This window comes from Actinomadura alba, assembly GCF_014323705.1.
Lineage (GTDB): Bacteria > Actinomycetota > Actinomycetes > Streptosporangiales > Streptosporangiaceae > Actinomadura_C > Actinomadura_C alba.
In genome coordinates, this window is record NZ_JABVEC010000024.1 from 98,099 (window position 1) to 117,122 (window position 19,024).

Consider the following 19,024-nt stretch of genomic DNA (forward strand, 5'->3'; position numbering starts at 1 on the left):
CTCCGGCCGGCGAAGTCAGTCCTTGTACAGTCCGAGCAGGCGGTCCAACGCGAGCTTGCTGCGGGGGAACGCCGTGATCCAGGCCGCGAGGGCAAGGAATCCGGTGTCTCGCAAGATCTCCTGAAGATAGCGTGTCTGGCCCTGTTCGACGGCCCCTCCACTACCGAAACATCCACAGTCGATCGAAAGTCCACGTGACCAGACCGAGATGATCCCGCCGATGAAAATGATCATCAGCAGGCCGGAGAACGCGCCGGTGAAGCGGGTGCCGAAACCCAGTAGGAGCAGCACGGCGAGCACCAGCTCGAGGATGGGCAGACCGAAGCCGACCGGTGCCACCAGACTATCCGGCAGGATCTGGTACGAGGAAACGGCGAGTTTCTGCAGCGCCGGGGGCTCGGTGACCTTCGCCCAGCCCGCGTAGCCGAGCACGCCGGCCAGACCCACGCGGCCGGCCGTCGTGATCCAGGGCTGCGCCTTGGTCCAGGCGCCGCCGGCGTCGGGAACCGCGGCGTCTTCGATCGCCATCGTCTCCTTGATCGCCATCGTCTCCTCGTCTCCATCGGCCGGCCGGGACGGACCGGGCTGCGCCCGTGCGCGCCCCGGCGCGACGTACCTTACGCCGCGTGACATAAGCGCGACGTCAGAACGTGGTTCCAAATCCTGCCGGGTTCCACGAGCCGATGTCGACGATGCCCCGGGGACCGGCGTCTCACCGTCCCCGGCGCACTCCCTCGGCGAGTTCGGCGGTGAGCTCGCGTACGGCGTCCAGACCCGCCTGTTCGGACGGGGCGTCGAGCAGCCTGCGGATGAACGCCGAGCCGACGATGACCCCATCGGCGAACCCGGCCACCTCGGCGGCCTGATCGCCGGTGCCCACGCCGAGTCCCAGGCCGATCGGCAGGCGCGGCGCACCCGGGGGACGGTCGGAGATGACCTTGCGGGTCCGCTCGACCAGGCGCGCGGCACCGGTGTCGACCACGCTGCGGGCACCGGTGACGCCCATGAGCGAGGCCGCGTACACGAAGCCGCGGCACACCCCGGTGATCTTCTGGATGCGTTCGTCGGTGGAGCTCAGCGCGACCAGGAAGATCCGGTCGAGGTCATGGGTCTCGGCGGCCTCGAGCCAGTCTCCGGCCTCTTCGGGGGCGAGGTCGGGGGTGATCAGGCCGGCGCCGCCCGCCGATCTCAGGTCCCTCGCGAAGGCGTCGACACCGTACCGGTCGACCGGGTTCCAGTACGTCATGACCAGCGTCGGCGCACCGGTCGCCGCCACCGCCTCGACCGTGCGGAAGACGTCGGAGATCCGCACACCCCCGACGAGCGCCTGGTGAACGGCGTCCTGAATGGTCGGGCCGTCCATCAGCGGGTCGCTGTAGGGCAGGCCGATCTCGATGACGTCGCACCCGGCCCGCACCATCTCGGTCGCCACGTCGATCGCGCCCTGGACCGAGGGGAATCCGGCGGGGAGGTAGCCGACGAGCGCCGCGCGGCCCTCGGCCCCCGCCTTCTCGTACGCCCCGGCCACGCCACCGCGCGCCGGGCCGGCCCCGAGGCCGCCGCTCACCGTCTCGGCGCGGCCGTCACGCCCGCCCGCCGGCTCTTCGTGCCCGCTCACCGGCCCGCTCCCGCTTCCTCGTCCATGAGCCCGAACCACTGTGCCGCTGTGTGCATGTCCTTGTCGCCGCGCCCGGAGAGGTTGACCACGACGGTGGCGTCCGCACCGAGTTCGCGGCCGACCTTCAGAGCGCCGGCGAGGGCGTGGGCCGACTCGATCGCCGGGATGATGCCCTCGGTGCGGCACAGCAGCGAGAACGCGTCCATGGCCTCGGCGTCGTTGATCTCCCGGTAGACGGCGCGGCCGGTGTCGTGCAGCCATGAGTGCTCGGGGCCGACCCCGGGATAGTCCAGCCCGGCCGAGACCGAGTGCGTCTCCATGGTCTGCCCGTCCTCGTCCTGCAGCAGGTAGGTGCGCATGCCGTGGATGACCCCGACGGATCCGCCGACCAGTGTGGCGGCGTGCTTGCCGGTGCCGACTCCGTCGCCGCCGGCCTCGAAACCGTAGAGCTTCACGTCGGTATCCGGGATGAAGGCGTGGAAGATGCCCATCGCGTTCGACCCGCCTCCGACGCAGGCCACCACGGCGTCGGGCAGGGACCCGGTCAGGTCGATCACCTGCCGGCGGGTCTCGACCCCGATGATCCGCTGGAAGTCGCGGACCATCATCGGGAACGGGTGCGGGCCCATGGTCGAGCCGATGCAGTAATGCGTGCCGTCGACCGTGGAAACCCAGTTGCGGAACGCCTCGTTGCACGCGTCCTTGAGGGTGCGGCTGCCGGTCTTGACCGAGACGACCTCGGCGCCGAGCATCCGCATGCGGGCGACGTTGAGGGCCTGCCGGACGGTGTCCTCCTCGCCCATGTAGACGACGCACTCGAGGCCGAGCAGCGCCGCCGCGGTCGCGGTGGCCACACCGTGCTGGCCGGCGCCGGTCTCGGCGATGATGCGCTTCTTGCCCATGCGGCGGGTCAGCAGCGCCTGGCCGAGCACGTTATTGATCTTGTGCGAGCCGGTGTGGTTGAGATCCTCGCGCTTGAGCAGGATCCGGACCCCGCCCGCGTGCTCGCCGAAGCGCTTCGCCTCGGTCAGCGGGCTTGGGCGGCCGGCGTAGTTCTCCAGGAGGTCGGTCAGCTCCGCCTGGAACTTCGGATCGCCCTTCGCGGTCGCGTACTCGACGGTCAGCTCGTCCAGCGCGGCCATGAGGGCCTCGGGGGCGAACCGGCCGCCGAACCGGCCGAAGTGGCCGCTCTCTGAGGGCACGGCGAAATCACGCCGCGCGGCGTCGATGGTCATCGATGTTGTCCTGTCGTGCTTGAAGGGGCCTATCCGGTCAGTGGTACAGCGGATAGGCACGCCATCGTTCACGCGGCTGCGGCATAGGGCTGATCCTACTTGCCCTGCCGGAGCGCCGGGTGCGCACCCGCCGCGACCAGATCGGCGACGGCGGCACGCGGGTTCTTGCCGATGACGAGGCTCTCGCCGACGAGGACGGCGTCGGCGCCGGAGGAGGCGTAGGCGAGCAGATCGTGCGGCCCACGCACTCCCGACTCGGCGATCTTGATGATGTTCCTGGGGATCAGCGGGGCGATCCGGGCGAAGACGCCGCGGTCGACCTTGAGGGTCTTGAGGTCCCGGGCGTTGACCCCGATGACCTTGGCCCCCGCGTCGACGGCCCGCTCGACCTCGTCCTCGGTGTGCACCTCGACGAGCGGGGTCAGCCCGATCGACTCGGCACGCTCGACCAGCGACACAAGGGCCGGCTGCTCCAGCGCCGCGACGATGAGGAGCACGAGGTCGGCGCCGTAGGCGCGCGCCTCCCAGAGCTGGTAGGAGGTGAGAATGAAGTCCTTGCGCAGGACCGCGACGTCGACGCTGTTGCGCACGTTGGCCAGGTCGTCGAGGCCGCCGCCGAACCGGCGACGTTCGGTGAGCACGCTGATGATCTTGGCTCCGCCGGCCTCGTAGTCGCGGGCGAGCGCGGCCGGGTCGGCGATGGCAGCGAGAGCTCCCTTGGAGGGGCTGCTGCGCTTCACCTCGGCGATGACCGAGACGCCCTCGGACCTGAGCGCGCCGATCGCGTCGAGCGGGGAGGGCGCGTGGCGGGCCATCTCCTTGAGCGCGTCCAGCGAGATCGCGCGCTGCCGCTCTTCGAGATCGGCCCGCACGCCTTCGAGAATGTCGTCGAGCACGCTCACACGCCCACCTCACCTAGCGGCTCATCGACACGCTCGCAGCACTGCTGTACCAAACTGTTCGCTCCGTTCCTCACCTGGCGGCTCGTCACGTCGCTCACTGGGTCGGGTCCCCTCGTCAGCGGAAAGCGGTCCTTGCGTTCACCGATCGTATCCGGAGGGCCGACCCGCCTCCGCACCCGGGAGGCGGAAGAGGCGGGGAGGACGGTCCGGGCGGCCGCCGCCGACCATGGCCTGCCTGCTAGGGCGCGAGTGCGTGACCGACGGGAAGGTTCCGCGCGATCCAGTAGGCGATCAGCAACGCGCCGAGGGCCCAGGCCGTCGCGGGCCGTACGAGCCTGGCGCTCACCGGCCGGTCGGCGGCCGCGGCGGTGAGCCATCGCCACCACAGGTAGCCGAGCACCGGGAGCAGCAGGAGGGCGAGCGGGTTGCGGCCGAAGGCCTCGCCGACGTCACCGTGGGCGAGCGCGTGCACCATGCGCATGGATCCGCAACCCGGGCAGTACAGGCCGGTCGCCCACAGGAAGGGGCAGGTGGGGTAGTGCCCGGCCTCGTTCGGGTCGACCGCGGCCACGTACGCGGTCGCCGCCGTCACCGCGCCCAGCAGCGCGAGCGGTGCCGCCAGCGCGCGCCACCGCCGGGGCCGGGTCGGAACACGGGTCTGGGCCACCCGCCCAGCCTACGTTCCATGGCGTCGCCGGGCATGCCGGGACCGCGCTCGTCCGCCCCTGTCCCCACCGCCCATCGCCCATCGCGCCCGCCGCGCCCGGCCGCCCCACCCTTCCGGGTTCGGCGGATCTCACAGGTCGGCGGCGTAGCCGACGCCCCGCACCGTGCGGATGGGGCTGGCCGCGCCGAGCTTGGCGCGCAGTTGGGCGATGTGGACGTCGACCGTGCGGGTGCCCGCGCTGGCGCCGGGCGCCCACGCCGCGTCGAGCAGTTGTTCCCGGGTGAAGACCCGGCCCGGGTTGGCCATGAAGAAGGCGAGCAGGTCGAACTCGGTGGCGGTCAGCGCCGCGGGGCCGCCCGGTACGCTCACGGAACGGGTCTGCGGGTCGAGCGTGACCGCTCCCATGCGCAGCACGTCGGCACCGTCGCCGGCGTCACGCCGGCGCAGCGCGTCGGCCACGGCGGCCACCAGGAGCCGAGGGCCGAAGGGCCGGCTCACCCGGTACTCGCCGAGCTCGCCCTGGTCGGTGTCGGGCGAGTGCACGCAGATGATCGGAGCCGGATGGGCCGCCTCGGCCACCCGGCGGTAGAGCTCCGCCGGCCGTACGCCCGGTGCGGACACGTCGAGCACCACGATGTCGGGCCGGATCCGGGCCGCGGCCGCGGGGGCGTCCGCGGGCTCGGGCTCGACGTCGACGACGAAGCCCTCCCGGGTCAGATACAGCCGTTCCAGTTCGGCGACGCCGGGATCGTGCTCGACCACCAGCACGCGCCCGTCCTCATCGACCACCGTGCCCTAGCCCTTTGGGGGCGTGGGGTTCCCGCCGGACATCAATGCTCCTCCTTCTCCCGCGCGCCTCCATCATCCCGGTCCGCTGGGGTGAGCGTGGGGTCCTCTCCGCGATCCAGGGACTTCCAGAGGGTCGAGGCGTCACCGTCCTGCGGCCGCGTGGTCGCTCCCGCGCGCGGCGGGCCGGGCGGCGTCCCCTCGCGCGCCCCGCCGGTGCCGGCGGTCTCGTAGCGCGCGGACATGCCGGGCCAGCGGGCACCCCGGAGCAGGATGATCACACCGGCCGCGGCGAGCAGCAGGCCGCCCGCCAGGGACACGATCCACCAGGCGGCCGGTTGCACGACGGCGTCACCGTCCAGCCGCAGCATCGGGCTCTTCTCCGCCGCGACGCGCAGCACGTTCGTATCGCGCACGGCCGTCGCGGAGGCGTAGCCGATGCCGGCGCCGAACAGCGCCAGCAGGCAGCCGACCGCGGCGCGGACCCTGCCGCGCGTGGCGAACAGCGCGGCCAGCCCGGCGAGTCCCGCCCAGCCCAGCGCCAGGGCGACGGCCGTGAGCTCGCGCCCCGTCACGTGCTGCGAGAGAGGGGTGATCGTGTCCGTGGCCCGGACGGTCGCCCATGAGCGGCCACCGGCGACGACGGCCGAGCCGGCCCCCACGGCGCACATCAGGGCCGCGGTGGCGAACTCCCGGCGGGGGCTCACGACGACCTGGTCATTCCGGCCGGGTGCCGACGACGGGATCGAGCACGTCGGCGTCCCAGCAGGTGCGGTCGCCGGTGTGACAGGCGGCACCGACCTGGTCGACCTTGACCAGGATGGCGTCGCCGTCGCAGTCGAGCGCCACCGACTTCACCCACTGCTGGTGACCCGACGAGTCGCCCTTGACCCAGTACTCCTGGCGGCTGCGGGACCAGTACGTGCAGCGGCCGGTGGTCAGCGTGCGATGGAGCGCCTCGTCGTCCATCCAGCCGAGCATGAGCACCTCACCGGTGTCGTACTGCTGGGCGATGGCGGGAACGAGACCGTCGGCGGTGCGCTTCAGCCGATCGGCGATCTTGGGGTCCAGGTCGGACGAGCGTACGGACATGCGGTCCATTCTGCCGCCTCGACCCGGCCGGCCCCGCATCGCATCGCCGGAGACCGGCCGATGACACCGAACAGGGCAGGAGAAGACGCCTCGCCGCACGAAATCGAGGCCCGCACCATGATCGGTACGGGCCCCGTTTTCGACGACTGGAGACTTACAGGGGGCGGACCTGGTCGGCCTGCGGACCCCGGTTACCCTGTGTGACCTCGAACTCGACACGCTGGTTCTCGTCGAGAGTCCGGTAACCGGAGGACTGAATCGCCGAGTAGTGCACGAAGACGTCCGGACCACCGCCGTCGACAGCGATGAAGCCGAAGCCCTTCTCAGCGTTGAACCACTTCACGGTGCCCTGCTGGGCCATGTCTTTCTCCTTGCGGCAAAACTTTGGGCGCACACCTCGTGAGCCCAGTGCGGTCACTGCGCAACGTTCTCGTCTTCCGGGTACGGCCCCTGGAAAACCAAAACGCCCGCTGCCATCAGTCCGCGGGCGCCTGAGTCAAACGATCGAGAACCACGACTGCAACCGACGGCACCACCGTATCATCGCTTGCGCCTTAAGCGGGGAAACAGAAGAACGCGATTCCCCGACCGGAAACCGGCGCTCTAACCTTGACAATAGGCGACGTATCGGCGAGCGGCGGTCCCGTAGAGACGGGCCACGGGAAGGGCTCCGAGTCGGGCGGCCGAGCACCGATGCGCGCTTCACCGAGGACCGTCCCCCGCGAGCCGCGCGAGCCGCGTTGCGGCCAAGCGGGGGCAGGGTTCGCGTCAAAGGCTCCAGCGCGCGTCCGCTAGAGCCCGCACGGCGTCGGCCGCACCGGTGAAGCGCACTTGGGCGACTTCGCCCCGCCCCAGTGCCCAGAGCATCAGCTCGCCGACCGGGCCGTGCACCCGAGCCTGCCCGGCGCCCTTGCTGACTCGTATCGTCTTGCCGTCAGGCCGTACCAAGGTGACCTCGACCTGCACTTTACGCAGAACAAATCGTGCCATTTTCAACCGTCGCCACAGCCGTTCCTCGGCGTCCGGGGGAAGGGAGCGCGGCCGCCAGTCCGGTTGGGCGCGCCGGACGTCCTCGTGGTGCACGAAGTACTCAACGGAGTTGCCCGCTTTGTCCATCCCTGGCAGGCGCCAGAGCGAGGCTTTCGGCGGCCCCTCCCGGATCCGGTCAAGCATCTGTGGGAATGGGGTCGAGTCCTTAACCGCGAGACGGACGCGTTCGGTGTAGCCGCTCAGTGGGCGGAACAGGATCCCCGGCCCAGCGTCCGGCCGGTATTCACGGATGACGAGATGGGCGGCCAGATCGGCCGTCGTCCAGCCCGCGCATCCGGTGGGCGCGTCCGGGCCCAGCCGCGCCATCAGGTCGCAGAGGGCCAGCCGCTCCGCCCGCGCCAGGCCGGGCGCCGGCGACGGCCCGGACGCCGGATTCGAGGAGGCGCTCACGCCCGAGATGCTAAGCCCTCAGGCCCTGCTGGTGCGTGGGTGGGCCACAGACCGCATCATGGCGGGAATAAGCGGACGTCTCCGGATGGTAGGCATGAGCAGTCTCAAGCTTCCATCGTTCGGAGGAACCTCGTGCAGAAGGCGGCAGACCGCAATATTTTGCGGGAAGGGCTACGGGTGCTCGCCGTCGCGATCCGGGCGGAGCCCCGGATCTTCACACTGTCGGTCATCGCCAGCGCGCTCTACGCGGCCATGACGGTGGCGACCGCATGGGTGCTCGGCTGGGCCACCGACGAGATCGTGCTGCCCGCGTTCCGCGACGGCCGGACCACGGCCGGCGCGCTCACCGCGGGCGCGCTCGCCATCACCGGAGTGGCGTTCCTGAAGGCCCTGGGGGTCGCCGGCCGCCGGTTCTTCGCGGGCCTCATGCAGTACCGCCTCCAGGCGACGTACCGCCGCGCGGTCACCCGGCAGTACCTGCGCCTGCCGCTGGCCTGGCACCACCGGCACCCCACCGGCCAGCTGTTGTCCAACGCCAACGCCGACGTCGAGGCCGTCTGGGCGCCCATCGCACCGCTGCCGATGGCCGTGGGCGTGCTCTTCATGCTCGTGATCGCCGCGGCCTCCATCCTGCTCGCCGACGTGGTGATCGCCATCGTCGGCTTCCTGGTCTTCCCCGCGATCGCGCTGCTCAACGTCGTCTACCAGCGGCGGCTGTCCCCCATCGCCGCGCGGGCACAGCAATTGCGGGCCGAGGTCAGCGAGGTGGCGCACGAGAGCTTCGAGGGCGGGCTGGTCATCAAGACGCTCGGCCGGGAGCAGATCGAGACCGAGCGCTTCGCGGCCCGGGCCGAGAGGCTCCGCGACGCCAACGTGGCCGTCGGCCGGGTGAGGGGGCTGTTCGACCCCCTGCTCGAGGCCATGCCCAACCTCGGCGTGCTCGCCGTGCTGCTCATCGGCTCGATCCGGCTCGAGCACGGCGCGATCCACGCGGGCGACCTGGTGCACGTCGCCTACCTGTTCACTCTTCTCGCCTGGCCGATCCGGGCACTCGGCTGGGTTCTCGCCGAGGTTCCGCGCAGCGTCGTCGGCTGGGAGCGGGTGCGCGGTGTGCTGGACGCGACCGGCTCGCTGCCGCACGGCACGCGGACCTTGGACGGCGACACCGCCGCCTCGCTGGAGGTCCGCGAGGTGCGCTTCGGCTACGACGCCCCAAGTCGCGATCACCCAGACGAAGACGGCACGCGTGACGGCGCACGCGGCAAGGGGCGCGGCGGCGGAGACGACGCCGGTGATGACGGCGGCGGGCCGGTGCTGCGCGATGTGTCCTTCACCGTCCCGGCGGGCGGCACGGTCGCCGTGGTCGGGCCCACCGGATCCGGCAAGTCGACGCTGACCGGCCTGCTCGTACGGCTGGTCGACCCGGCCGCCGGCACGGTGCTGCTCGACGGCGTGGACGTGCGCGACCTGCGGCAGGGCGGTCTCGCGGCGACCGCCGCCCTCGTCCCGCAGCAGGCGTTCCTGTTCGACGACACAGTGCGCGGCAACGTGACGCTGGGCCTGGAGGTGCCGGACGAGGCGGTCTGGGAGGCGCTGCGCGTCGCCCAGGCCGACGGGTTCGTCGCGGCGCTGCCCAGCGGGTTGAACACCCGCGTCGGCGAACGCGGCGCGACGCTGTCGGGCGGCCAGCGGCAGCGGCTCGCCCTCGCCCGGGCGATGGTGCGCCGGCCCAGGCTCCTGGTACTGGACGACGCGACCTCCAGCGTCGACCCACAGGTCGAGACCCGCATTCTGCGGGGCCTGCGCGAGACCGCCGCGACCGTCGTCGTGGTGGCCTACCGCAAGGCGACCATCTCGCTGGCCGACGAGATCGTCTACCTCGAACACGGCCGGGTCGCCGACCAAGGCGGCCACGCCGAGCTGCTGGCCCGCTCTACCGGCTACCGCAATCTGGTCAACGCGTACGAGCGCGCGGACGAGGAGAGACGAGCCGCGGAGCAGGCCGCCGCGGAGGACGAGGAGGCACTGGCGTGAGCCTGAACGACGTCGCCCAGCGAGAGGGAGCGCTCAGCACTCTGCGCCGGGGACTGCGGCTCAGCCCGGAGTTCCGCGCCGGGCTCGCCGGCACACTGGCCCTCGCCCTGGTCGCCACGATCGGCCGGATCGTGGTGCCGGTCGCCGTACAGCAGACACTGGACGAGGGGCTGCGCCCGGTGACCGCGCACGGGGGCGAGCCGGACATCGCCTTCATCCGCACGGCCGTGCTGGTGTGCGCGGTGGCGGTCCTGGTGACGGCGCTGTGCGCGTACGCAATGAACGTCCGGTTGTACAGGACGACCGAGACGGGCCTCGCCGCACTGCGCGTGCGGGCCTTCCGGCATGTCCACGACCTGTCGATGCTCACTCAGAGCGGCGAGCGGCGCGGCGCGCTGGTCTCGCGCGTGACCGGCGACGTCGACCAGATCAGTCAGTTCATGCAGTGGGGCGGACTGATGATCATCGTGTCGCTGGGCCAGCTCGTCGTGGCGAGTGTGCTGATGGCCGTCTATTCGTGGCAGCTCACCCTGCTGGTGTGGGTGTCGTTCCTGCCGCTGGCGCTCGCGCTGCGCCACTTCCAGCGCCTGGTCTCCCGGGCGTACACCACGGTGCGGGAACGGGTCGGCGACCTGCTGTCGGCGGTCAGCGAGTCGGTCGTCGGCGCGTCGGTGATCCGGGCGTACGCCGCCGAGGGGCGCACCGCCCAGCGGGTCGACGAGTCCGTCGGCCTGCACCAGCGGGCACAGGTCCGGGCGCAGGGCCTGGTCGCGCTGACCTTTCCCGTGAGCGAGCTGGTCGCCGCGGTCGCCACCGCCGGCGTGGTGGTGGCGGGCACCCTGCTCGGCGTGGGCGGGCATCTCACCGCGGGCCGGCTGGTGGCCTTCCTGTTCCTCGTCACCCTGTTCGTCGGGCCCATGCAGGTGGCCACCGAGGTGCTCAACGAGGCGCAGAACGCGATCGCCGGGTGGCGCCGCGTGCTCGGAGTGCTGGACACCACTCCCGACGTCGCCGACCCGGGACCGGCAGGGCGCGATCTGCCGAGGGGGCCCATCGAGGTGCGGTTCGAGAACGTCTCGTTCGCCTACCCGGCGCACTCCGAGGAGGCGAACCCAGAAGGAGGGAAGGCGCCGGAGAAGAAGGCGTTCGCGGACCGGGCCGCGCGGTCGGGCCCCACCGTGCTGCACGAGGTCAGCGTCGAGATCGCCCCGCGCTCGCGGGTCGCGGTCGTCGGCGAGACCGGGTCGGGGAAGACGACCTTCGCCAAGCTGCTGACCCGGCTGATGGATCCGACCTCGGGCCGGGTGCTGATCGACGATGTCCCCCTCGACACGGTGCGCTTCTCGTCCCTGCGAGAGCGGATCGTGATGGTGCCGCAGGACGGCTTCCTGTTCGATGCCGGCATCGCCGACAACATCCGCTACGGGCGACCCGGCGCGAGCGACGACGACATCCGTCTCGCCCTGACCGAGCTCGGGCTGACCGACTGGCTCGAGGGGCTGCCCCGCGGCCTGCACACCCCGGTCGGCCAGCGGGGCGAGTCGCTGTCGGCGGGCGAGCGGCAGCTCGTGGCGCTGGCCCGCGCCTACATCGCCGACCCCGACCTGCTGGTCCTGGACGAGGCGACCTCCGCGGTGGATCCGGCCACCGAGGTGCGGATCCAGCGTGCGCTCGACGGCGTGACCCGCGGTCGTACGGCCATCTCGATCGCGCACCGCCTGTCGACGGCCGAGGCGGCCGACGAGGTGATCGTGTTCGACCAGGGGCGCATCGTGCAGCGCGGCCCGCACGCCGAACTGGTCGGCGAGCCGGGCGTCTACGCGGATCTGCACGAGTCGTGGATCGCGCAGCGCCGGGTGTGAGCCGGGCCTCCGGGCGTTCCGTTCCCTGGCCCTGCCCAAGCTCGCACCATAAAGGGCTTGCCCGTTATGTTGTCGAGTGCGCATCCTGCACACATGGACAAGGTCGTGATGCAACCAGCTGACACGCTGCACGGGCAACTGCAGCGCGGCCTGGGCCGGGCCGCCCGGCGAGCGGCGGCGAGACCGGGCGCGGGCGAGTTCGTCTACGACTGCATCCGCAGTGATCCTCGCTGGGATCGCCAGGTCGAGTCCCGCAGCCTCTTCTACGCCAGGCTCATCGTCGACCTGGAACTTTCCATCGGTCCCGTGGCCGATCATCTCGCCGATCCCGGCGGACCGGCCGACACCGATCTCTGGCGTGACTCGCTGGCCATCGACGTTCTGGCCGATCTGCTGCGGTTGAGCCGCCGCGAGGCCGCCGGGCCGCTGAGGAGATACGCCGAGGAGGGCACGCACTGGTACGACGCCCTGCACGCGCTCAGCTCGGTCGGCGACCCGGCGCTCGCCGGCGGCCTCGACGAGATCGCCGTGGCCCGCTGTAACGACGACGATCTCCGCTGGCTCGTCGCCGAGCCGGACAACCCGGTCATCCGTGATTGGGCACGCCGGCAGCCCCGGATCGCCGCCGCCGTGGCCGAGCACGAGGCCGCCGGCCGTCCGGGCGTCCGCTGCGCGGCGCGCCCGGACACCTCGGGGCGGTCCGACGCCGAGCTTCTGGAGCAGGCGAGGCATTCCGGCGACTCGGCGGTCGCGGCGATCCTCGAGCTCGGGCGCCGCCGCAGCCCCGCCCTGCTCGACCTGGCCGAGGAGCTGTTGCGCGGGCAACCCGGACGCTACGGCGGAGCGGTGTGCCACGCGATACGCGATCTCGGCGCGCTCGCGGTGCCCCGAGCCCGGATCTGGATCGCCCGCCGGTCCGGCTGCTTCGACGTGGGCATCTCCGTGCTCGCCCGGCACGGCACCGAGCAGGACGTGCCCGCGCTGCTGGGCGATCTCGACACCGCCCTCACCGAGCGGAACTGGGGTGCCGCCGCGAGCCCCATCGAGGGCCTGGGGCGGCTGCGCTCGGGCGCGGCCGTCCCGTTGCTGAAGAAGACCTGGACCGAGTCGGAATACGCCTATCTGCGACCGCGCCTGCTGGCCGCCCTCGCCCGGACCGCTCCCTACACCTCCGAGGCCTACGCCACCGAAGGGCTCTGGGACTGCGAGGAGGACGTCCGGCGCGCGGCGGTCGCCACCGCTCCCCCGAGCGACGACAACATGCTGCGGATCCGCCGCCTGTCCGGCTGCGCCGCCGAGGACGCCGACGTGCGATCCGCGGCGGCGCTTCGTCTCTGACGCTCCCCGACGCCCCACGGGTCGACGCGCCGGCTCGGCGGCCGGGACGCGCCCCTCCGAGGGTGACCGCGCGGCTCCCATGCGAACGTGCGCCGGGCGCGGCGGCCCGCGGATGTGCCCTGTACGGGCGCCCGCGCCCGTGTTAACCAGGGAGCATGGGTGAACAGCGGGTGGTCGAGCGGGCGACGGTCGAGAACGCCGAACTCATCAGGTTCCTCTATGCCGACCACGACGGCGTGATCCGCGGCAAGGCCACCACGCTGACCCGGCTGGGCCAGCGGATGCGCAGCGGGATCGGCCATACCGTCGGCATGATGGCGATGTCCATGCTCGACCTGCTGCAGCCCGTGGAGGGCGCCGGCCCGGTCGGCGAGGTCCGGATCGTGCCCGATCCCTCGACGTTCACGATGCTGCCCTACGCGCCGGGCGCCGCCGCGATGTGCGCCGACCTCGTACGGCTGGACGGGCGCCCCTGGGAGGCGTGTGCGCGCACCTTCCTGAAGGACGCGGTGGCCGAGTTGGCCGCCGACGGCACCGCCCTGCGGGCCGCCTTCGAACCGGAGTTCACACTCGGCCGCCGCGTGCCGGGCCCGGCGGGCGGGCCGGACCGGCTGGAGCCGCTCGACGACAGCGCCTGCTACTCCGCCACCGGGTTCCACCTCGCGCACGAGTTCGCCCTGGACCTCGTACGGGCGCTGCAGGCACAGGGGCTCGAACCCGAGCTCTACTACCCCGAGTACGGGCATGGTCAGCAGGAGCTCTCGGTCCGGCACGCGCCGGCGCTGCGCGCGGCCGACAACCATGTGCTCTACCGCGAGACGGTCCGGGCCCTGGCGTTCCAGCGGGGTCTCTGGGCGTCCATGGCCGCCAAGCCCATTCCCGACCAGATCGGCAACGGGTGCCACCTGCACGCGTCCCTGTGGTCGCTCGACGGGTCCCGCAACCTCTTCCACGACGGCGGCGACCCGCACGGCCTCTCCGAGACCGGCTATCACTTCATCGGCGGCCTGCTCGCGCACCTGCCCGCCCTCATGGCGTTCACCGCGGCGACGGTGAACAGCTACCGCCGGCTGGTGCCGGGCGCGTGGTCCAGCGCCTACGCCTGTTACGGCATGGACAACCGGGAGGCGGCCGTCCGGATCTGCTCGCCCATGGGCGACGACGTGGCCGGCTCCACGAACCTGGAGCTGAAGCCGTCGGACTCCGGCGCCAACCCGTATCTGGCGCTCGGCGCCTACATCCACGCCGGTCTCGACGGGGTGCGCAACCGGACCGACCCGGGCGAGGCGGTGGGCGTCGATCCGGCCACGCTGACCGACGAGGAGCGTGAGCGGCGCGGCGTCCGGCGCCTGCCGGTGTCGCTGGAGGAGGCCCTGGACGCGCTCGAGGGCGACCCGCTGCTCATGGACGCCCTGGGGCCGCTGCGGCGCGAGGCCTACCTGGCCGTCAAGCGCTCCGACATCGCGGAGTTCGCCGGGCATGACGCCGCCTTCGAGTGCTTCCACCACTTCGCCAGGTTCTGAGCCGGCTCACCGATCGAGCTCGACCACGACCGCGCACCGTAGACTCGGCTTCATGATCTCCCCTCTTCGCCGCGTTCTCGTCACCGTCCCGTTCGCCCTCCTGGCCCTCGGCACCGTCACCGGGTGCGGCGGCGAGGGAACCGACACCAGTTGCTCGATCAACTCCTGCACCGTGACGTTCGACCGGGGCGTGGACGCGAGCGCCTCCATCCTCGGTGTCAAGGCCGAGCTGGTCGGCGTGAAAGGCGACCAGGTCACCCTCAATGTCGCCGGCCAGACCGTGACCGTCCCCGTCAACGGGGAGGAGCAGGCCGAGGGCTTCAACGTCTCGGTCCAGTCGGTCACCCAGGACAACGTGGTCGTCAAGATCTCCCAGGGCGGCGGCGGCTGAGCACGCCACGTCCCATGCCGCCCGCCGGGGACGGGTCACCGCTCCGATGAGCTGACGAGCGGGCCGCGATCATCGCCGCCCCGGCGGGCGCGTACCTTGGTCGGCGGACGACCAGGTCGGGCCCGCGAGGCCCTGTTCATCCAATACGCCCGTTAAGTTTGTTATGTCTGTTACGCCGCGTCCGGCGTGACAGTGAGAGGTGCACCATGCCTGCCGACCGCGTTCTGCCCTCGTCCGAGGCCGAGGAACTGCTGGCGCTGACACGTGAGATCGCCACCGCCGAACTCGCGCCCCGCGCCGCGCCGGCCGAGGAGCGGGCGGAGTTCCCCCGGGAGATCTTCCGGCTGCTCGGACGGTCCGGGCTGCTCGGGCTGGCCTATCCGGAAGAGCAGGGCGGCGGTGGCCAGCCCTACGAGGTCTACCTCCAGGTGCTGGAGGAGCTGGCGTCGGCCTGGGAGTCCGTCGCCGTGGGGGTCAGCGTGCACTCACTGTCCTGCCACCCGCTGGCGGCGTTCGGCTCCGAGCGGCAGCGCGAGCGGCTGCCCGAACTGCTCGCCGGTGAACTCCTGGGCGGGTACGCCCTGTCGGAGGCACAGGCCGGATCCGACGCGGGCGCGCTGAGCACCCGCGCAGTCCGGGACGGGGACGGTTACGTCGTCACCGGCGGCAAGTCCTGGATCACGCATGGCGGCGAGGCCGACTTCTACGCGCTCTTCGCCCGCACCTCTGATGAGGGCACGCGGGGGATCAGCTGCTTCCTCATCGACGGCGAGATGGCCGGGATGACGCCGGGGCCACCGGAGCGCAAGATGGGCCTGACCGGCTCGACCACCACCCAGCTGCACTTCGACGGCGCGCGCGTGCCGGCCGATCGGCTGATCGGCGTCGAGGGCCAGGGCTTCCCGATCGCCCTGTCGGCGCTCGACTCCGGCCGTCTCGGCATCGCGGCGTGCGCGGTCGGCCTCGCCCAGGCGGCGCTGGACGAGGCCGTGGCCTATGCCGGCGGCCGCAGGCAGTTCGGGCGAGCCATCATCGAGCACCAGGGGCTGGCGTTCCTGCTGGCCGACATGGCGGCCGCGGTGGAGTCGGCCCGCGCCACCTATCTCGACGCCGCCAGGCGCCGTGACCGGGGCCTGCCGTACAGCCGGGCCGCGTCGATCGCCAAGCTCGTCGCCACCGACGCCGCGATGAAGGTCACCACCGACGCCGTGCAGGTGCTCGGCGGCAACGGTTACACCCGCGACTACCCGGTCGAGCGCTATATGCGTGAGGCGAAGGTGATGCAGATCTTCGAGGGCACCAACCAGATCCAGCGGATGGTCATCGGCCGCGACCTCGCACGCGGCGCCAGGGGATGACCCTGACGACATGACCGTGCCGCGGCCCGCGTGGAGCGGGCCTCGGCAAGGACGCGGGGGGCGACCGGTCGCCCCTCGGGGCTCGTCACCGCGAGCTTCGCCGCGGCGCCCTCCTCCGGTGCGATCAGAGCTCGCGCGACGGAATCGGCCGGATCTGACGAACCGGATGGCCCGCCGCCCGCAAGGAGTCCTTGACCGCGCTGATCCGCAGGTCGCCGAAGTGGAAGACGCTCGCGGCGAGCACGGCGTCGGCCCCCGCGTCGACGGCCGGCGCGAAGTGTTCGAGCGCGCCCGCGCCGCCGCTGGCGATGACGGGCACGGTGACGGCCCGCCGGACCTCACGCAGCATCTCCAGGTCGAAACCGCTCTTGGTGCCGTCGGCGTCCATCGAGTTGAGCAGGATCTCTCCGACGCCGAGCTCCTGGGCCCGCGCCGCCCACTCGATCGCGTCGATGCCGGTGCCCTCGCGGCCGCCGTGCGTGGTCACCTCGTACCCGGACGGGGGGCCCGGGGCACGGCGGGCGTCGACCGACAGGACGACGCACTGGGACCCGAACCGGTGCGCCGCCTCGCGCAGGAACTCGGGCCGCGCGATCGCGGCGGTGTTCACCGAGACCTTGTCGGCACCCGCCCGCAGGAGCCGGTCCACGTCGTCGACCGTCCGGACTCCCCCGCCCACCGTCAGCGGGATGAACACCTGCTCGGCGGTCCGGCTCACCACGTCGTACATGGTCGACCGCTCCGCGCTCGACGCCGTGATGTCCAGGAAGGTCAGCTCGTCGGCGCCTTCGGCGTCGTAACGGCGGGCGAGTTCGACCGGATCACCCGCATCGCGCAGATTGCGGAAGTTGACGCCCTTCACGACCCGGCCGGCGTCGACGTCCAGGCACGGGATGACCCGCACCGCGACCCCGGTGGCTGCGATCATGACACCGCCTCCAGGGCCTCTTCCAGGGTGAACGCGCCCGCGTAGAGGGCCTTGCCGACGATGGAGCCCTCGACGCCGTCCGGCACCAGGATCGCGATGGCGCGCAGGTCGTCGAGCGACGACACCCCGCCCGAGGCGATCACAGGCCTGCCGGTACGCGCGCACACCTCCCTGAGCAGGTCGAGGTTGGGGCCGCGCAGCGTGCCGTCCTTGGTGACGTCGGTGACGACGTAGCGAGGGCAGCCGTCGGCCTCCAGCCGGGCGAGCACCTCCCACAGGTCGCCGCCCTCCTCGGTCCAGCCGCGGGCGGCGAGGGTGGTGCCGCGGACGTCGAGCCCGACCGCGATCCGGTCACCGTGCGAGGCGATGATCTTGCGGCACCACTCGGGGTCCTCCAGCGCGGCGGTGCCGATGTTGACCCGCTCGCACCCGGTGGCCAGAGCCGCCGCCAGGGAGTCGTCGTCGCGGATCCCGCCGGACAGTTCCACCTTCACGTCGAGCTTGCCGGTCACCTCGGCGAGGAGCTCCCGGTTGGAGCCCCGCCCGAACGCCGCGTCGAGGTCGACGAGATGGATCCACTCCGCGCCCGCGCCCTGCCAGGCGAGGGCCGCCTCGAGCGGACTGCCATAGGAGGTCTCGGTACCGGCCTCGCCCTGGACCAGGCGTACGGCCTGGCCGTCGGCGACGTCGACCGCGGGAAGGAGCGTGAGCGTCATGCCCGAAGCCTATCGAGCCCGGACCGCCGGCCGGGCGTCCGCCGCTCGTGTACGGGACCCGTCAAAAGCCGCCCGACCAGCGTATGGATCTCGTCAAGGAGACTCAAACGATCACTGATCGGTGTTCTCCTCGTAGTCGGGGCCGCCGCACCGGACGGCACGGCACCCGTCGAGAAGGGCCGGTCATGGTGATTCACGAGGGAACGGCGGACCAGCCCGGCCGGGGCGTCTGCCCGCTGGGCTTCGCGCTGGCCGCGGGATTCGGGACCTCCGTGACGGGCTGCGTGGTCGCCGCGCTGGCCGCGCCGCCGTACCAGACCACGACCCGGCTGGTGGTCCTGGCGCTGATCGTCGGCGGCTTCGCGACGGCGATCCGGAACCTGCCGGGCGCCGTGCTGACCGCCGGCATGGCCTGGTCGATGTATCTGGGCTTCCTGGTCGATCAGACCGGTGAGCTGCGATGGCACGGCGGCTCCGACCTCCTGGCGCTGGGCGTCGTCGTCGCGGTGGCCCTGGCCGGGTGGGGCCGATGGCCGATCACCGACCTGCTGACGGCCCGGCCCACGCCGGGCCGGGTGCCCGGGCCACGCGGACGGCCCGGTCCACCGTCTACCGTGGTCCGCGCGCCGGGCGAGCCCGCTGAGCGAGTTCGCCCGGTCCACGCGGCGGCCGTACGGTCGCCGCGATGAGACGGACGCGGCGATGGGATGAGCAGGTCGAGCGTCCCGGGGGATCTGGAACCTCGTCGCCGCGTCCCCAGCCGTCCCAGCCGTCCGCCGCGGGCAGCCGCCGCGGCCGCCCGGCAGCCCGGCAGCCGCCCCGGCAGCCCGGTGGCCGGCCGGCTCAGCCGCGGCGGTCGAAGGCGAGGGTGACGAAGACGGGCAGGAGCAGGATTGTGAGGACCAGCACCGCGAACCGTGCGGTCCAGGAGGGGAAGTACAGCCACGCCGCCGCCTGGACCAGCAGGAACAGGACCACGACCCCGGCGTTCTGCGTCCTGCGCCGGCGGGCCCGGATGCCGGTCTGACGGGCGTACCGAACCGGCCGCACCGGTCGCGGCAGCAGCTCTGTCAAGCGCCGCCGGCGCTCGCGCCGTCTGGCCTCCTCCGCCTCGCGTTCCGCCCGGACGGTGGC

20 protein-coding genes are annotated in these 19,024 nt (G+C 72.1%); 7 read left to right on the forward strand and 13 right to left on the reverse strand.

What is annotated here, in order from left to right; translation table 11 throughout:
• Positions 1–15 precede the first annotated feature (15 nt).
• The 10 genes from HKK74_RS27420 to HKK74_RS27465 all read right to left on the reverse strand — a co-directional run bounded on the left by HKK74_RS27420 (position 16) and on the right by HKK74_RS27465 (position 7,740).
• Entirely contained in the window at positions 16–546 is a 531-nt protein-coding gene (locus tag HKK74_RS27420; RefSeq protein ID WP_246492025.1) for a MauE/DoxX family redox-associated membrane protein, read from the reverse strand.
• 166 nt (positions 547–712) lie between these two features.
• Entirely contained in the window at positions 713–1,528 is an 816-nt protein-coding gene (gene trpA / locus HKK74_RS27425) for a tryptophan synthase subunit alpha (RefSeq protein ID WP_187246273.1), read from the reverse strand.
• A gap of 86 nt (positions 1,529–1,614) precedes the next feature.
• Positions 1,615–2,853 carry a tryptophan synthase subunit beta gene (gene trpB / locus HKK74_RS27430; RefSeq protein ID WP_187246241.1) on the reverse strand — a complete coding sequence of 413 codons (1,239 nt, stop codon included), beginning with the start codon at positions 2,851–2,853 and terminating at the stop codon, positions 1,615–1,617.
• Positions 2,854–2,948: 95 nt separating this feature from the next.
• Positions 2,949–3,755 (reverse strand): indole-3-glycerol phosphate synthase TrpC, encoded by an 807-nt coding sequence (gene trpC, locus HKK74_RS27435; RefSeq protein ID WP_187246242.1) that lies wholly within the window; start codon positions 3,753–3,755, stop codon positions 2,949–2,951.
• Between the two features lie 238 nt (positions 3,756–3,993).
• Positions 3,994–4,422 (reverse strand): DUF2752 domain-containing protein, encoded by a 429-nt coding sequence (locus HKK74_RS27440; RefSeq protein WP_187246243.1) that lies wholly within the window; start codon positions 4,420–4,422, stop codon positions 3,994–3,996.
• 129 nt (positions 4,423–4,551) lie between these two features.
• A complete protein-coding gene (locus HKK74_RS27445; protein WP_187246244.1) occupies positions 4,552–5,211 on the reverse strand; it encodes a winged helix-turn-helix domain-containing protein in 660 nt (219 codons plus the stop codon).
• Positions 5,212–5,252: 41 nt separating this feature from the next.
• The gene (locus tag HKK74_RS27450; protein WP_187246245.1) at positions 5,253–5,915 is read right to left on the reverse strand and encodes a Trp biosynthesis-associated membrane protein; all 663 of its coding nucleotides are present in this window, start codon (positions 5,913–5,915) and stop codon (positions 5,253–5,255) included.
• Positions 5,916–5,925: 10 nt separating this feature from the next.
• A complete protein-coding gene (gene hisI, locus HKK74_RS27455; RefSeq protein ID WP_187246246.1) occupies positions 5,926–6,300 on the reverse strand; it encodes a phosphoribosyl-AMP cyclohydrolase in 375 nt (124 codons plus the stop codon).
• A gap of 154 nt (positions 6,301–6,454) precedes the next feature.
• Positions 6,455–6,661, reverse strand: coding sequence for a cold-shock protein (locus HKK74_RS27460; protein WP_187246247.1), 207 nt, complete (start codon positions 6,659–6,661; stop codon positions 6,455–6,457).
• Between the two features lie 407 nt (positions 6,662–7,068).
• Positions 7,069–7,740, reverse strand: coding sequence for a TIGR03085 family metal-binding protein (locus HKK74_RS27465; RefSeq protein ID WP_312881823.1), 672 nt, complete (start codon positions 7,738–7,740; stop codon positions 7,069–7,071).
• Positions 7,741–7,872: 132 nt separating this feature from the next.
• Here HKK74_RS27465 and HKK74_RS27470 point away from each other — a divergent pair, with 132 nt between their 5' ends.
• The 6 genes from HKK74_RS27470 (at position 7,873) to HKK74_RS27495 (ending at position 16,246) form a co-directional block, all read left to right on the forward strand.
• Positions 7,873–9,774, forward strand: coding sequence for an ABC transporter ATP-binding protein (locus tag HKK74_RS27470; RefSeq protein WP_312881824.1), 1,902 nt, complete (start codon positions 7,873–7,875; stop codon positions 9,772–9,774).
• Positions 9,771–11,636 carry an ABC transporter ATP-binding protein gene (locus tag HKK74_RS27475; RefSeq protein ID WP_187246248.1) on the forward strand — a complete coding sequence of 622 codons (1,866 nt, stop codon included), beginning with the start codon at positions 9,771–9,773 and terminating at the stop codon, positions 11,634–11,636. Before HKK74_RS27470 ends, HKK74_RS27475 begins: the two co-directional genes overlap by 4 nt.
• Positions 11,637–11,729: 93 nt before the next feature.
• Positions 11,730–12,974 (forward strand): hypothetical protein, encoded by a 1,245-nt coding sequence (locus HKK74_RS27480; RefSeq protein ID WP_187246249.1) that lies wholly within the window; start codon positions 11,730–11,732, stop codon positions 12,972–12,974.
• A 155-nt stretch (positions 12,975–13,129) separates the two neighbouring features.
• Positions 13,130–14,497, forward strand: coding sequence for a glutamine synthetase family protein (locus HKK74_RS27485; RefSeq protein WP_187246250.1), 1,368 nt, complete (start codon positions 13,130–13,132; stop codon positions 14,495–14,497).
• 52 nt (positions 14,498–14,549) lie between these two features.
• Positions 14,550–14,888, forward strand: a complete 339-nt coding sequence (locus tag HKK74_RS27490) for a hypothetical protein (RefSeq protein WP_187246251.1) — start codon at positions 14,550–14,552, stop codon at positions 14,886–14,888.
• Positions 14,889–15,094: 206 nt separating this feature from the next.
• Entirely contained in the window at positions 15,095–16,246 is a 1,152-nt protein-coding gene (locus HKK74_RS27495; protein WP_187246252.1) for an acyl-CoA dehydrogenase family protein, read from the forward strand.
• A gap of 124 nt (positions 16,247–16,370) precedes the next feature.
• On the opposite strand, the gene hisF is transcribed toward HKK74_RS27495, so the two are convergent.
• Entirely contained in the window at positions 16,371–17,174 is an 804-nt protein-coding gene (gene hisF / locus HKK74_RS27500; RefSeq protein WP_187246253.1) for an imidazole glycerol phosphate synthase subunit HisF, read from the reverse strand.
• On the reverse strand, positions 17,171–17,890 hold the full coding sequence (priA, locus tag HKK74_RS27505) for a bifunctional 1-(5-phosphoribosyl)-5-((5-phosphoribosylamino)methylideneamino)imidazole-4-carboxamide isomerase/phosphoribosylanthranilate isomerase PriA (protein ID WP_187246254.1): 720 nt from the start codon (positions 17,888–17,890) through the stop codon (positions 17,171–17,173). Before priA ends, hisF begins: the two co-directional genes overlap by 4 nt.
• A gap of 185 nt (positions 17,891–18,075) precedes the next feature.
• On the opposite strand from priA, the gene HKK74_RS27510 reads away from it, so the two are divergent.
• Complete coding sequence (locus tag HKK74_RS27510; RefSeq protein ID WP_187246255.1) at positions 18,076–18,579, forward strand: hypothetical protein; 504 nt, start codon at positions 18,076–18,078, stop codon at positions 18,577–18,579.
• A gap of 154 nt (positions 18,580–18,733) precedes the next feature.
• On the opposite strand, the gene HKK74_RS27515 is transcribed toward HKK74_RS27510, so the two are convergent.
• Positions 18,734–19,024, reverse strand: a 291-nt coding sequence (locus tag HKK74_RS27515) for a hypothetical protein (RefSeq protein WP_187246256.1), incomplete at its 5' end; no start/stop codon positions are given.